Source organism: Gordonia sp. YY1 (assembly GCF_009872315.1).
GTDB classification, from domain to species: Bacteria; Actinomycetota; Actinomycetes; order Mycobacteriales; family Mycobacteriaceae; genus Gordonia; species Gordonia amicalis.
The window spans coordinates 282,162-295,165 of sequence record NZ_WXYI01000003.1; the positions used below are offsets into that span (position 1 = coordinate 282,162).

Annotated in this window: 15 protein-coding genes; 7 read left to right on the forward strand and 8 right to left on the reverse strand. The window is 66.0% G+C overall.

What is annotated here, in order from left to right; all coding sequences use genetic code 11:
- Nucleotides 1–54: 54 nt before the first annotated feature.
- The 6 genes from BPODLACK_RS06390 to BPODLACK_RS06415 all read left to right on the forward strand — a co-directional run bounded on the left by BPODLACK_RS06390 (nucleotide 55) and on the right by BPODLACK_RS06415 (nucleotide 5,434).
- Complete coding sequence (locus BPODLACK_RS06390) at nucleotides 55–1,068, forward strand: polysaccharide pyruvyl transferase family protein (RefSeq protein WP_024497693.1); 1,014 nt, start codon at nucleotides 55–57, stop codon at nucleotides 1,066–1,068.
- A gap of 237 nt (nucleotides 1,069–1,305) precedes the next feature.
- Nucleotides 1,306–2,190 (forward strand): glycosyltransferase family 2 protein, encoded by an 885-nt coding sequence (locus BPODLACK_RS06395; protein ID WP_024497692.1) that lies wholly within the window; start codon nucleotides 1,306–1,308, stop codon nucleotides 2,188–2,190.
- Between the two features lie 14 nt (nucleotides 2,191–2,204).
- Nucleotides 2,205–3,299 (forward strand): hypothetical protein, encoded by a 1,095-nt coding sequence (locus tag BPODLACK_RS06400; RefSeq protein WP_024497691.1) that lies wholly within the window; start codon nucleotides 2,205–2,207, stop codon nucleotides 3,297–3,299.
- A gap of 100 nt (nucleotides 3,300–3,399) precedes the next feature.
- Nucleotides 3,400–4,482, forward strand: coding sequence for a hypothetical protein (locus BPODLACK_RS06405; protein ID WP_024497690.1), 1,083 nt, complete (start codon nucleotides 3,400–3,402; stop codon nucleotides 4,480–4,482).
- A 72-nt stretch (nucleotides 4,483–4,554) separates the two neighbouring features.
- The gene (locus BPODLACK_RS06410) at nucleotides 4,555–5,046 is read left to right on the forward strand and encodes a phosphoribosyltransferase (protein WP_024497689.1); all 492 of its coding nucleotides are present in this window, start codon (nucleotides 4,555–4,557) and stop codon (nucleotides 5,044–5,046) included.
- Nucleotides 5,047–5,050: 4 nt separating this feature from the next.
- Entirely contained in the window at nucleotides 5,051–5,434 is a 384-nt protein-coding gene (locus BPODLACK_RS06415; protein WP_024497688.1) for a GNAT family N-acetyltransferase, read from the forward strand.
- Here BPODLACK_RS06415 and BPODLACK_RS06420 read toward each other — a convergent pair.
- From BPODLACK_RS06420 to BPODLACK_RS06435, 4 genes are read right to left on the reverse strand one after another with little or no spacing between them, the layout of a single operon-like run.
- Nucleotides 5,422–6,594 carry a hypothetical protein gene (locus BPODLACK_RS06420; protein ID WP_024497687.1) on the reverse strand — a complete coding sequence of 391 codons (1,173 nt, stop codon included), beginning with the start codon at nucleotides 6,592–6,594 and terminating at the stop codon, nucleotides 5,422–5,424. The genes BPODLACK_RS06415 and BPODLACK_RS06420 overlap by 13 nt on opposite strands.
- Nucleotides 6,591–7,841 (reverse strand): sensor histidine kinase, encoded by a 1,251-nt coding sequence (locus BPODLACK_RS06425; RefSeq protein WP_024497686.1) that lies wholly within the window; start codon nucleotides 7,839–7,841, stop codon nucleotides 6,591–6,593. The genes BPODLACK_RS06420 and BPODLACK_RS06425 overlap by 4 nt, the downstream gene beginning before the upstream one ends.
- Nucleotides 7,838–8,935, reverse strand: coding sequence for a hypothetical protein (locus tag BPODLACK_RS06430; RefSeq protein WP_024497685.1), 1,098 nt, complete (start codon nucleotides 8,933–8,935; stop codon nucleotides 7,838–7,840). Before BPODLACK_RS06430 ends, BPODLACK_RS06425 begins: the two co-directional genes overlap by 4 nt.
- On the reverse strand, nucleotides 8,932–10,260 hold the full coding sequence (locus BPODLACK_RS06435; protein ID WP_035760247.1) for a sensor histidine kinase: 1,329 nt from the start codon (nucleotides 10,258–10,260) through the stop codon (nucleotides 8,932–8,934). Before BPODLACK_RS06435 ends, BPODLACK_RS06430 begins: the two co-directional genes overlap by 4 nt.
- A 165-nt stretch (nucleotides 10,261–10,425) precedes the next feature.
- On the opposite strand from BPODLACK_RS06435, the gene BPODLACK_RS06440 reads away from it, so the two are divergent.
- Nucleotides 10,426–11,190 (forward strand): glycosyltransferase family 2 protein, encoded by a 765-nt coding sequence (locus BPODLACK_RS06440; RefSeq protein WP_024497683.1) that lies wholly within the window; start codon nucleotides 10,426–10,428, stop codon nucleotides 11,188–11,190.
- Nucleotides 11,191–11,255: 65 nt separating this feature from the next.
- Here BPODLACK_RS06440 and rpsQ read toward each other — a convergent pair whose 3' ends face one another.
- Genes rpsQ through rpsC form a run of 4 tightly spaced genes read right to left on the reverse strand, consistent with a single transcriptional unit; the run spans nucleotide 11,256 to nucleotide 13,002 of the window.
- A complete protein-coding gene (gene rpsQ / locus BPODLACK_RS06445) occupies nucleotides 11,256–11,546 on the reverse strand; it encodes a 30S ribosomal protein S17 (RefSeq protein WP_024497682.1) in 291 nt (96 codons plus the stop codon).
- Nucleotides 11,543–11,776, reverse strand: a complete 234-nt coding sequence (gene rpmC, locus BPODLACK_RS06450; RefSeq protein WP_006434677.1) for a 50S ribosomal protein L29 — start codon at nucleotides 11,774–11,776, stop codon at nucleotides 11,543–11,545. Before rpmC ends, rpsQ begins: the two co-directional genes overlap by 4 nt.
- Complete coding sequence (gene rplP, locus BPODLACK_RS06455; RefSeq protein ID WP_004020548.1) at nucleotides 11,776–12,192, reverse strand: 50S ribosomal protein L16; 417 nt, start codon at nucleotides 12,190–12,192, stop codon at nucleotides 11,776–11,778. Before rplP ends, rpmC begins: the two co-directional genes overlap by 1 nt.
- 3 nt (nucleotides 12,193–12,195) lie before the next feature.
- Nucleotides 12,196–13,002, reverse strand: a complete 807-nt coding sequence (gene rpsC, locus BPODLACK_RS06460) for a 30S ribosomal protein S3 (RefSeq protein ID WP_004020549.1) — start codon at nucleotides 13,000–13,002, stop codon at nucleotides 12,196–12,198.
- Nucleotides 13,003–13,004: the final 2 nt, after the last annotated feature.

Genomic DNA, 13,004 nt, shown 5'->3' on the forward strand with positions numbered 1-13,004 from the left:
ATCTCCGCCCCCGCACTGCGACGCGGAAGACATCGGCCGTCTATGTTGGTGGGGATGGACGCATCTGCGATCGACCATATACAGCAACGTACGCGAGAAGTCCTGCAAAAGGTGATCGGCCCCGGCTCGGGTGTCGCCCTGCTCGATTTCCCGAATCATGCCAATGCCGGCGACGTGTTGATTTACCGAGGACAACTCGCCTACCTCTCCCAACTCGGGTGTGACGTGCAATACCTTTGCGCCTACAACACCTACGACCAGGCCGTCATGGACGAAAAGGTCCCGAATGGGCCGATTCTGCTTCAGGGCGGAGGGAGCTTCGGCGACAGATATCGCGTGTATCAGGAATTCCGCGAGCGGGTCATCGCCGAGAATCCGGATCGCAAGATCGTCCAGATGCCGCAGACCTTCGAGTTCTCCGACCAGGATTTTCTGGCTCGCACACGCGAGATCTACGCCCGCCACCCCGATCTGACGATCCTGATCAGGCACCGCCACGATCTGGATCGCGTCGCCGAACTCTTCCCGCAGAATCGTGTCGTGTTCTGCCCCGATGCCGCATTCGGCGCGGGACGCCTGCAACCGGCGACGGAACCCGACCACGACCTGGTGATCATGAAGAGGGTCGATACCGAGTCACTTGAAGACCCCGAAGACCTGTCTCCCGACCTCGTAGGTGACGCTTTCGTCACGGACTGGCGGTTGGAGTGGTTCGGCGGTGACCTGCGATGGTGGCCCCGTTCCTTCCTGATCGTCCTTCTGAGTACGCGGGCTCGCTTTCGCCCCCGTATCGCGGACTTCAGCCGCCGAACGTTCGATCGGCAGTCAGAGATCATCGTGGATCAGGCGGTACGGACCCTCTCGCGCGGACGGGTGGTGGTGACCGACCGCCTCCACGGGGCCATTTTCGGACTGCTCCTGGGAAAGCCAGTCGTTCTGGTCGACAACGCGAACCGCAAGGTTTCAGCCGCATACCGTGATTACTTCAGAGAAGCCGGCACCGTGCATTTGACAGATGACTTCGACGCCGCGATCACACTCGGCCGTGAATTGGCACACAGCACTTGATCCAATTCACACCTTGAGATCATGAATTGTTTGTCCCTCAATTCGCGACACCTCGGGGCAATTCATTCGCACCCCTAAACGACATCAAACACATGCGATAACCCGTCGCCGATCCCAAAATCTACGCAAACAATACAGTTTGCGACTCGATGTGTGAAACGATCGGAGATGGGGTAAGAAGAGTGACGTTGTCGCCGGAAGCCATCCTCTTGGTCAACGAAAGCTCGAAGGAGCCCCATGTCCACCCTGAGCGTCGCGATTCCTGCATACAACGAGGAAGCCAACCTCGCGGAATGTCTCGACAGACTGCTGGAGCAGACGAAGCCGATCGACGAGATCATTGTCGTCGACAACGGCTCGACGGACCGAACGGCCGAGATCGCCCGTGCCTATTCAGCCAGATTCCATTCCGTTCGGCTGGTCAGGGAAGCGGCCCGCGGCATCCATCACGCCCGCCGCCGCGGCCTCGACTGCGGGACAAGCAAAGTCCTCGCAAAGGTGGACGCTGACACGAGGGTGCCGTCCGACTGGGCAGAGAACGGCATACGGTTCTTCACATCCGGCCAGGGGCACGACACCGACTTCGCAGCACTCACCGGGCCGTTTCTCATGCACGATGCGCCCATGATGGAGCGCCAGAAGCGTCTGGCCGAGAAGAGCTATCGCAAGCTGAAGGACGGAGGGCCCATCGGTTCCGTCCACGGGCCCGCGTACTTCATCCGGCGGGACGTATGGCGCCGGATTCGCGACGACCTCCACGACAACGAGCCGGTCTGGGAGGACCTCGACATCGGCCTGACCCTCGGCAAACACGGATTCCGCGTCTACTTCGATCCCCGTCTACTCGCGGAATCATCCTGTCGCAGACTGCAATACGCGCCCTGGCGGAATATCGGCTACGGCCTCGGCGGACTACGAACCGCACGCGCACACCGCAACCGCCGAATGATCGTCTCGATGTCCGTTGATCTGCCGATCCGGCTCGCCACCTATGCCTACTTCTGGTTGCTCTTCCGCCCCTGGGACCACCAGTCACGGACCTGGCGGCCGCATCGCTACCTGCTCCCGCTCGACAGCACCGCACGCCGGCGGCCCGCGGACGAAGAGCGTCTCGCTGCGTGAATGCTCTCGAGATAATGGATCGCAGGACCGCGACGATGAATGTCGCGCCGTTCTCCCGTGGCCCGCAGCACATCGGCGCGCGGATCACCGCCGCGCAGGGGAAGTCTTTCGTCGTCGACACCGAATCGAACTATTCGCTCGACGATTCCGCCACCCCCTGGTTGTCCGCCGCATTGCCGGTCGCCATGAAGGTGAATGTGCCGATCGAATTCGACGGCACCATTGACGAGGTCGCAGCCGAGAACTCGAACGGCGCTCAGAACATCTTGGCCGAGTGGTATCCGCGCCACTATCATCGGACGACTTTCGGATCCCGGAATGCATCGTCGACGACTGGTCGTGCACCCGGTGTCGGTTGTTTCTTCAGCGGTGGCGTCGACAGTTTCTACTCCGCGATCACTCAACACGACCGCATCACCCACCTGATCTTCGTCCACGGGTACGACATCCGACCCGACGACGAGACTTTGGGAACCCGTGCACTCGAAGGTGCGCGCGCAGCCGCGTCCGAGCTCGGCAAGCCGTTGATCGAGGTCCGCACCACCCTTCGGTCCGCTTTCTCGGACGCGTACCGCGTGCCCTGGGGGCACGTCTACCATGGCGCTGCCCTCGCCCACGTCGCGACTGCATTGTCCCCTCATCTGGGAACGGTCATCGTGCCATCGTCCTATCCCCTGCATGAACTCAGACCGTGGGGCTCCCATCCCGATCTCGACCCCACCTGGTCGACTTCGGCCGTCACCATCGAGCACGGTGAACTCGACGCGGGCCGCTTCGACAAGATCGCCCGGATCGTCGATTCACCGACGGCGATGAACCATCTCCGCGTCTGCTGGGAGAACCGGGATGGACGCTACAACTGCGAACGGTGCTTCAAGTGTTTCCGTACCCGCCTCGGAATCATGCTCGCCGGGGGCGAGTGCGCGACGCTGTCGAGTCCGATCGATCCGACGATGGTACGGCGGATGTACATCGAACCCGCTCGACGGCGACGCTTCCGCGAGGCCCTCGTCGAACTGGACGAGCGCGGCTTCGACGAGCCGGAGCTCGAGAAGGCGATGAGGTCCGCAATCCGGCGAAGCTATCTCCTGCAGTACTTCCCGCGCTGAAGCGGCTTCGACGTTCGTTCTCCGGTCGGTCGCGGATTCGTCCCAGAATCACCCGCCGGTAGGACATCGGTGGGCGAGCGCCACTGACATACTCGGCCGCGTGACCATCTCTGTCGAGCCGTTCACCAAGGGCTCACACCATATCGGCGCACGGATCGCCGGCCCCGGAGGACGGTCTTTCACCGTCGAGACCGAGTCGAATCACGCGCTCGACGGTTCCGCCACACCGTGGCTGTCGGCAACGCTCCCCGTGGCGATGAAACTCGGCACGACCCTCCGTCTCCGCGGGGCGACCGATTCGGTGGCCTTGGACAATGCCCGTCGGGCTCAACAGATCCTGTCCGGCTGGTATCCCCGCCACTACCGTCCGGTCGAGGTCGAGGTCGAAGCCCAACGACTCCCGGAGACCACCCCCGCGTCCGGCATCGGTTGCTTCTTCAGCGGAGGTGTCGACAGCTTCTACTCCGCGGTGACCCAGCACGACCGCATCACTCACCTGGTCTTTGTCCACGGGTACGACATCAGACCCGACGACGAGGAACTGGGCAGGCTCGCCTTGGACTCCGCCCGCAAGGCCGCCGCCGAGCTCGGCAAGCCACTGATCGAGATCCGCACGACGCTGCGATCGGACTTCGCGGACCCGATGCGGGTGCCGTGGGACCACGTCTATCACGGTCCGGCGCTCGCCCACGTCGCCGCCGCGCTGTCGTCGCACGTCGGTACGGTCATCGTCCCGTCCTCGGACACCTACGAGACCCTGGAACCATGGGGTTCACATCCGGACCTCGACCCCTGTTGGTCGACGTCGAGCGTCACGCTCGAACACCGCGAACTCGACCACAACCGCAAGCAGAAGACCTTCCGGATCGTCGAATCCCCGGTGGCGATGAACCACTTGCGTGTGTGCTGGGAGAACAAGGGGGGCGGTCTCAACTGCGAGCGGTGTTTCAAGTGTTTCCGGACCCGGCTCCACATCGACCTGGCGGGCGGTCGATGCGCGACCCTGCCGAATCCCATCGACCCGGACACCGTTCGGCGGATGTACATCAATCCCAGCCGACGTGGTCTCCTTCGCAAGTCGCTCGTCGAGATGGACGAACACGGCTACGACGCCCCCGAACTCGAGCAGGCCATCAAGTCGGCGATCCGCCGGAGTTATCTCCTGCAGTTCTTCGTGCGCTGAACGGCGACGAAGCGATGCCGACATCCGGGGTCTCGCGGGGCGCTCGCGCTCTGATGTTGGCAGAGTGTCCCCATGACCACTTCTGACACCGACCGCGAGATCCTCACCTGGGAACTCAACGGCGTCGCCTGCCGGGAACTCGCCCAACAGGTCGCTGACGACGGATTCGTGCCCGACATCATCCTGGGCATCGCCCGCGGCGGCCTGATCCCAGCCGGCGCGATCGCCTACGCCCTGGACTGCAAGCTGATGATCTCGCTGAACGTCGAGTTCTACACCGGTATCGGCGAGACCCTGTCGGAACCGGTCATGCTGCCGTCACTTCTCGAGTCGAGCGGTCTGATCGACCAGCGGGTTCTCGTCGTCGACGACGTCGCCGACACGGGCAAGACTCTCAAGTTGGTCAACGACTTCTGCGAGGAACAGGGCCGCGTCGCCGAAGTACGAAACGCGGTGCTCTACAAGAAGCCGCACACCATCATGGTCCCCGACTACAGCTGGCGCACGACCGACAAGTGGATCAACTTCCCGTGGTCCGTCCAGGGTCCGATCGTGGCAAGGTGACACTGTGACCTCCCATGAGCCGACCACCGACAAGACCGGCGCCGCGACCTCGGTCCGCGACAGCGCCTCCGCCCAGCGCTACGAGATCACCGTCGACGGGACAGCGGACGGCGTCGTCGCCGGCTTCGCCGAGTATCGGGACCGCGTCGACGGCGCCGACACCGAACGGGTCTTCTTCCACACCGAGGTCGCCGACGAGTTCGGCGGCCGCGGACTCGCGACGATCCTGGTCCGGGAGGCACTCGACGACGCCCGCGCACGGGGGCTGGTCATCGTCGGGGTGTGCCCTCTGGTGGCAGCGTTCCTGGAAAAGCACCCGGAATACGCCGACGCCGCCCGGCCGGTCAGCCGCGACGTCCTCGGCTGGCTTCGGCGTCAGCAGTCCTGATCGGCCGTCTCCGCCACGGTGGTGTCCGGGCCCGCGCCCGTCGGAGCCCCGGGCACGCCACCGTCCGGTGGGAGGTCGGTGGTGACACTGCCGTCGGGGTGTACCTCCACCCGGCGCAGGTGCGGACCGACGTCGACCACGATCGAGGCCAGCACCTCGCGCCCGGCCGGGAGAATCCGGGCGGTCACGCTGCCCTGATCTGCCGTCGTCGCGTCGAGCGAGGTCAACTCCTCGACGAGGATCCGACGCGCGAGGTTCCCGCGCGAGTGTTTGTCGTCGGTGTCGTACTCGTCGAGAGCTCCGTCGTCGAGCAACCGCACCGAGACACCTCGACGACGGATGGCCCACACCGACGTGCTCACCTCCGGTGAGTCCCATCCAGGTGCGCGGATGATGTCGCGAAGCTGTGCCTCGATCAGCCGGACGTCGAGCGCCTCGTCGAGACCGAACGCATGTCCGTCCGCGATCTGCTCCAGGATCGGACGGGCTCCGGCATCGAGTCGTTGCAGTTGGCTTCTCCGTTCGGACGCCGCCGCCGCCGTCGCGGCCTCCTCCGCAGCCTGCGCGAACGCCTGTTCCCGCAGGCTGCGGAGACGATCGGGCATCGGGATCGCCATCAGGCCGAACAGTGTCGCGAGCACGAGAACCGGGTAGCAGAAGACGGTGTTGCCGGCACCGACGGCGTAACCGATCCCGGTCAGCTCGCCACCCACCGCGGACAGTCCCGTGGCGCAGAGCGCCCCGACCCACGCGAAACATGGCCGCCGGTAGAGCACCACCATTGCCAGGATGATGGTCATCGCCGAGGTGACCGGCGTGGTCTGCAGGGTGAGGTAGGTGTCCAGTGGCAGACTCCAGAACGACGTCGTCAGACCTGCGACGGTCAACGTCGTCACCAGCGCGGCGGTGCGCCGTGGGAGCGTCGACCGCCCGTAGTGCATGAGCATCGCCGCCGCAGCCACGAACAGGACGAATCCGGCCGTCAACGCGGCCCAGGTGGCGACCGATCGGATCTGCCATCCCGCGCCGATCACCACGATCACGTAGATGCCCGCGAAGATGACCAGTGCCCTGATGAGCAGCGGAGAACCCAGTCCGAAGAGGTTGACGGTCGTCTCGTCGAGATCGATCGGGTCGTCCTCGCGCCTATCCGAGGTCATGGCCGCCTCCACTCGACCGTGACGACTGTGCCGCGTCCGGGCGCGCTCTCGATCTTCGCTCTACCTCCTGGCAGTCCGGCCATCCGCGCGCGAATACCGACCGCGATACCGAATCGGTGGGAATCGATCGATTCGGGATCGAATCCGACTCCGTCGTCGGACACGCTCACCCGCACGGCCCCCTCGCCGAACTCAGCCCTGACGTGGCACTGCGAACTCGGGCCGGCATGACGAACGCAATTCCGCGTCGCCTCGGCCACACAGTCGGCGACGTCGTCCACCACCTGTTCCGGGTAGGTAGCCGAGGGCGAGGAGATCGCGTGCGTGCATGATCCCCGTTCGCCCAAGGCGGCGACGGCCTGATCGATCCGCGCGGCGAACGCCGCCGCCGTGAATTCCGAAGGCGATTCGGTGCTGCGGTCCAGTTCGTCGAGGGCCGAGGCCGCTTGCGCAGCCAGTCGCGGATCGGGCGGCCCCGCGCGTACCGCCAGCAGTGTCGCGATGACGTGGTCGTGGATCAGCGCGGCAAACCGGGAACGTTCCGCCTCCTGCGCCGCGTTGGCGGCGGCCGTGGCCGTCATCGCCAGGACGGCCGGATGCCTCTCATCCAGCGCCCGCACGTTTCGCACCGCGGCCAGCGCAACCGCAAGGAACACCCCGGCGAGCGCCGCCGACAGCGGCACGCTCAACAGCTCGACCGGACGGAGCTCCCCGTAGCGCGCGATCTGATTGGCCGTGTGCACGGCAGCGGTGGCGACGACGAGATTCGTCAGTGCCAGGCCGGTGCGGAGCATGACGACCAGCCCGAAGCTCGGGACCGAGGGGAACTGCAGCAACCAGATCGCCCACCGAGCCGACTCGTCGGGGGCGCCGAGCCAGGCCGGGTACCACAGCAGCGTCGCGGCGAGATATCCCAGGGCGCAGGCACAGACGAGCGTCAACAGCGCTCGTGGCACGGTCAGAAAGGTGGATGCCACCAACATCATCGCCGGCACGACGACCAGCACCAGGCTCACCGGCGTCCACCACGCGGCCGCGAGATCCGCGCGGGCGATCGCGACCGGGAACATCACGGCGCAGAACGCGAGCAGCCCGGAACCGACGAACCTACAGCCGATCCTTTTCTGCCGATCGAGATCGGACGCATCCTCTCGGATGCCTCGACCGAGGCCTCGGCGAATGCGATCGACGACGCGTGTGGCGCTCACCGCCCGGGCCGGTCTGCCGGTCGCGGCCCTGGTGATCATCGGACCAATCCCCGCTCCCCGGAGATCGACTGATGCGCCGAGCCGGTGGTCGTGAACTCGACCAGCTCGACCTGATCGTCGGTGTCGATGCCCACCGATGCCAGGGTCTCACGTCCCGGAGGATGGATGCGGACGGTCACGCGACCGCTCTCGGCGTCCTCGAGCAGCTCGGCAACCGCGGTTCCGAGACGGTCTCGTGCGCGGGCCGCGTCATCGTCGGCGAGGACGGACAGACCGCCGTCATCGAGAAGCACCACCTTGACCCCGCGCCGGCGGGCGCGCCAGGCCGCGACCCGCACTTCCGGCACATCGAGATCGGACGCCCGGATGCTGTCTCTGAGCTGGGCTTCGATGAGGCGGGCGGCGGCGACCTCCTCGGCACTGAACTCGCGCCTCTCCGCGATCCGGGTGAGGATCGGGCGGGCCCGTTCGTCGAGTGCCGCGAGTCGCCGGTCCCGCACGTCGGCCGCCGCGGCCGCCGCCGCGTCGAGCGCCGCCCGCCGTTCGTTGGCTTCACGCAGCGCGTACAGCTGCCTGGCCATCGGCCGCAGCATGAGCGAGAACAACGACCCCATGATCATGATGGCGTAGCCGGGCAGGGTCACGGCCAGACCCCACATCGCGTCGCCGATCGCGACATGCGCCCAGCCTGCCGCGACCACCGAGATGGCGATGCTGGCGAGCCACGCCGCCAACGGACGGCCGCGCACCGCGACGAACGCGAGGACGATGACCGAGGCCCCCATCGGGGGTCCGGTCTGCATCACGTGCGTCAGTGGGAACGGCAACGAGAACAGCGAGGCGCTCACACCGGCGACGGCGAGGACGGCGCTCACCAGCGTGGTCGGCACGGGCAACGGGTCCCCCGGCGCCTCGACGATGAGTACCGCGCCGGCGGCGAAGAACAGAAAGCCCGCGATGAGCCCGATCCACTGCCACACTCCGGTGCCATCGGCGTTCGCGTACACCGTGACGACGAGGTATCCGCAGCCGAACGCCGACATCGTCAGCCGCAGAGGCAAGGAACCGATCCCGAACGCGTTGTCGACCGCGCCCCGCTCCACGTCCCGTCCGTGCTCGCAGTTCCCGATCACGGACGCTCCCAGCCGATCTGCACGGTGGTGCCGCGGCCCGGGCGACTTCTCAGCACGGTGTGGCCGCCGCGCAGTCGCGACATCCGGCCGTGGATGCTGACCGCGATCCCCACCCGCCCCGGCCCTACGGAGTCCGGGTCGAAACCGGTGCCGTTGTCGACGACCGCCATGCTCAGTGCGTCGGCGGTCAGTTGCACGATCACCGCGCAGTCGGCGTCCGGTCCGGCGTGGCGGAGCACGTTGCGCAGTGCTTCCGACATCGCCTCGACCACTGCCTCCACGACGTCGACCGGATAGCCGACGCGGTCCGACTCGACGTCCCTGGAGTTGTCGGAGGCGGTCGATGCGCCGAGGACCTGGACCTCGAATCGTTCGGACAGGTCCGTGGCCGCCGACCGGATCCGCCGGAGTGTCTCCGCCCGCGAGACGATCTCGGCATCGCCGGGGCTCGGCACGCGCACGAGTTCGTCGAGGGCGGACCGGGCCTGTGCGGCGAGACGGTGGTCCGGCGTCCCCGGCTCGACCGCGAGCAGGGAGGCGATCACGCGATCGTGCACGATGGCGTCGAACCGCGCCTTCTCGACCTCGCGGGCCGACGCCGCGGCGACGTTTGCGGCGGTGCGGTAGGTCTCCTCGCGTGTCTCGTCGAGGTGCCGTCCGGTCCGGGTGGCCACCAGGACCACGGCGAGGAAGACCGCGGTGAATACGACGGACCACATGATCTCGAAGGGGAGATCAGAGGTCAGGCCACCGAACCGTCCCCATTGCTGCGAGACGTGCGCGGCCACGCACGACACGACGAGACTGATCACACCCAGGGGCGCGTGGACGAGCATCAACACCATGCTGGGCATGCCGCAGAACGCGATCATCCACTGCGCCACGTCTTCCGGATCGGTCAACGTCGATCCCGTCCACGCCGGGAACCACAGGGCGATGGCCAGGAGGTAACCCGCCCAGGTGCCGAGTGCCAGCGGCCGCAGCCACGACGTTCCCCGTCGAAAACTCCCGACGACGAGGAGGATGCCGGGACCGACGGACAGCACGATGCTCAACGGAATCCACCACGAGGCCGTCACCGATCCCGACGAGGCGATCGCGGCGACCGAGACCACCGGATAGCCGATGAACCCGAGCCCCAGGAAACGCGCGCCGATCCGGCGGACGTGGTCGAGATCCGGCTCGGCCGAGTCGGATTCGAAGATCCGACGCACCCAAGCGGGCCCCCGCCCCGAGCCCGACGTGTTACGAACGGCCGCCGCACTTCCTGCTGCAGCATTCGGGGACGGGTCCGCCGGGGTCGAGAACGAGGCGGGCACGGACATTCCGCTAACACTCGCACCGGGTGGCATGGGGGTCAATACTCCGCTGAGACGAACTCGTCGACCATCCGCGAATCAAGGTCGCCGAAGCACCCCGGTTGACTTCGTCAGTGGTCGGGTAAGGCGGAGGTCGGTGACAGACCGGCATCAACCAGAAAGGGAGAACGAGTGGGTGGACAACTGCTGATCGCTGTCCCCGTCTACGGACAACAGGACATGACCCACGATCTGGTCCGAGACCTGCAGCGCGAGGAGGCGGACTTCGTGATCATCGACAACCGCGGCGATTACCGCCCGCTGGGCGACGAACGCGTCGAGCGGCCGGGCCAGAACCTCGGCTGGGCCGGCGGGTCCAACCTCGGCTTCCGACTGGCCTTCTCGGAGGGTTATGCGAACGCGATGACGTTGAACAACGACACCCGCCTCTCGCTGGGATATGTCGCGGCCCTTCTCGACCCGGCGCTGCCGGCCGACCTGGGAATGGTCGCGACGGTCTACGACGACAAGTACGCCATCTCGAAGATGCTGTCTGACTACGACGGACCGGCCGAACAGTACGTGCCCCGGCACCGATACCGCGAGATGACGTTCATCGACGGCACCGGGCTTCTGATCACGCGGGACGCCTGGCGCGCCGTCGGCGGACTGGACGAGCGCACCTTCGGGGATTACGCGTGGGGCGCGGATCGCGATCTCAGTGCGCGGGTGCGAGACGCCGGTTTCAAGATCTACGTCACCGAGCGGGGTTTCATGAATCATCTACGCCAGAAGACCGTGTCGACCATGACGTCGGCCTCGCGCTACAAGCTGCGTGCGTACCGCGAGATGACGGCAGGAATGCGTCGTATCGGCATGAGGCACAGGCTGAAGGCGGACGACGAAGCGCCGTATGTGGTTCACGACTTCGATCACCGGGTCGATCAGATTCGATGACGAACGGCCCGTCCCCCTCGAAAGGGGAACGGGCCGTTCGGGTGTAGATCTCGCTGGGAGTCGGCTTACTTGGCCTTCTCCAGCACCTCGACCAGACGCCAGTGCTTGGTCGCCGACAGCGGGCGGGTCTCCATGATCCGCACGCGGTCACCGACGCCGGCATCGCCGTTCTCGTCGTGTGCCTTGACCTTGCTCGTGGTCCGGATGATCTTGCCGTAGAGCTTGTGGCTCTTACGATCTTCCAGCTCGACCACGATGGTCTTCTGCATCTTGTCACTGACCACGTAGCCGATGCGCTCCTTGCGGCGTGCGCGCTCGGTGGTCTGGGTTTCGCTCACCTTCTGGTCCTCACTCATGCGTCGTCACCTTCCGGTCCGGACGCCAGGCCCAGCTCACGCTCGCGCATGACCGTGTAGATACGTGCGATCTCGCGACGCACGGTCCGCAGGCGACGGTTGTTGTCGAGCTGGCCGGTGGCCATCTGGAACCGAAGGTTGAACAGTTCTTCCTTCGACTCTTTCAGGCGGTCGACCAGATCAGCGTCGTTGAGCTCGCGGAGCTCGTTCGCAGCAACTCCGAGGGACATCAGAACTGCTCCTCTCTGGTCACGATCCGGGTCTTGATGGGGAGCTTGTGCTGTGCGCGGCGCAGGGCCTCGCGAGCAATCTCCTCGTTCGGGTAGGTCATCTCGAACAGCACGCGACCCGGCTTGACCGGGGCGACCCACCACTCGGGCGAACCCTTACCCGAACCCATGCGGGTTTCGGCCGGCTTCTTGGTGAGCGGGCGGTCCGGGAAGATGTTGATCCAGACCTTGCCGCCACGCTTGATGTGCCGGTTGATCGCGATACGAGCGGACTCGATCTGACGGTTGGTGATGTACGCGCCTTCCAGAGCCTGGATGCCGTAATCGCCGAACGTCACCTTGGTGCCGCCCTTGGCCTGCCCCTTGAGGCTGGGGTGATGCTGCTTGCGGTGCTTGACCCGACGTGGGATCAACATGGCCTAGCCCTCCTGCTTCTCAGCCGCACCAGCAGTGGCCTCGGCGGGAGCGGCCTCGGCCGCGCGTGCGGCGTCGGTGCTCGTCGCAGTGGTGCCCGAGGCACCGCTACGCCGGGGCCGGCTGGGCCGGCGCGGACGGCGATCCTCGGCTGCCGGAGCGGCCGCAGCCAGCTCGCGGCGTCCACCGACGATGTCGCCCTTGTAGATCCACACCTTCACGCCGATCCGGCCGAAGGTGGTCTTGGCTTCGTAGAGTCCGTAGTCGATGTCGGCGCGCAGCGTGTGCAGCGGCACGCGACCCTCGCGGTAGAACTCACTGCGGCTCATCTCAGCGCCGCCCAGACGACCCGAGCACTGGACCCGGATGCCCTTCACGTTCGGCTGACGCATCGCCGACTGGATCGCCTTGCGCATCGCGCGGCGGAAGGCCACACGGTTGCTCAGCTGCTCGGCGACGCCCTGGGCCACCAGCTGGGCCTCGGACTCTGCGTTCTTGACCTCGAGGATGTTCAGCTGGACCTGCTTACCGGTCAGCTTCTCCAGGTCGCCGCGGATGCGATCGGCCTCGGCGCCACGGCGACCGATGACGATGCCCGGACGCGCGGTGTGGATGTCGACGCGAACCCGGTCACGGGTGCGCTCGATCTCCACCTTCGCGATGCCGGCGCGCTCGAGCCCCGTGGAGAGGAGCTTGCGGATGGCGACATCCTCTTTGACGTAGTCCGCGTACTGCTTGTCGGCGTACCACCGCGACTTCCAGTCGGTGGTGATGCCCAGACGGAAGCCGTGCGGGTTGATTTTCTGGCCCACTA

Bases quoted from the DNA above. Each gene is read 5' to 3' on its own strand.
- BPODLACK_RS06390 (WP_024497693.1), top strand. From the start codon at position 55: ATGGACGCATCTGCGATCGACCATATACAGCAACGTACGCGAGAAGTC.
- BPODLACK_RS06395 (WP_024497692.1), top strand. From the start codon at position 1,306: ATGTCCACCCTGAGCGTCGCGATTCCTGCATACAACGAGGAAGCCAAC.
- BPODLACK_RS06400 (WP_024497691.1), top strand. From the start codon at position 2,205: ATGGATCGCAGGACCGCGACGATGAATGTCGCGCCGTTCTCCCGTGGC.
- BPODLACK_RS06410 (WP_024497689.1), top strand. From the start codon at position 4,555: ATGACCACTTCTGACACCGACCGCGAGATCCTCACCTGGGAACTCAAC.
- BPODLACK_RS06420 (WP_024497687.1), bottom strand. From the start codon at position 6,594: ATGACCTCGGATAGGCGCGAGGACGACCCGATCGATCTCGACGAGACG.
- BPODLACK_RS06425 (WP_024497686.1), bottom strand. From the start codon at position 7,841: ATGATCACCAGGGCCGCGACCGGCAGACCGGCCCGGGCGGTGAGCGCC.
- BPODLACK_RS06435 (WP_035760247.1), bottom strand. From the start codon at position 10,260: ATGTCCGTGCCCGCCTCGTTCTCGACCCCGGCGGACCCGTCCCCGAAT.
- rpsQ (WP_024497682.1), bottom strand. From the start codon at position 11,546: ATGAGTGAGGACCAGAAGGTGAGCGAAACCCAGACCACCGAGCGCGCA.
- rpmC (WP_006434677.1), bottom strand. From the start codon at position 11,776: ATGTCCCTCGGAGTTGCTGCGAACGAGCTCCGCGAGCTCAACGACGCT.
- rplP (WP_004020548.1), bottom strand. From the start codon at position 12,192: ATGTTGATCCCACGTCGGGTCAAGCACCGCAAGCAGCATCACCCCAGC.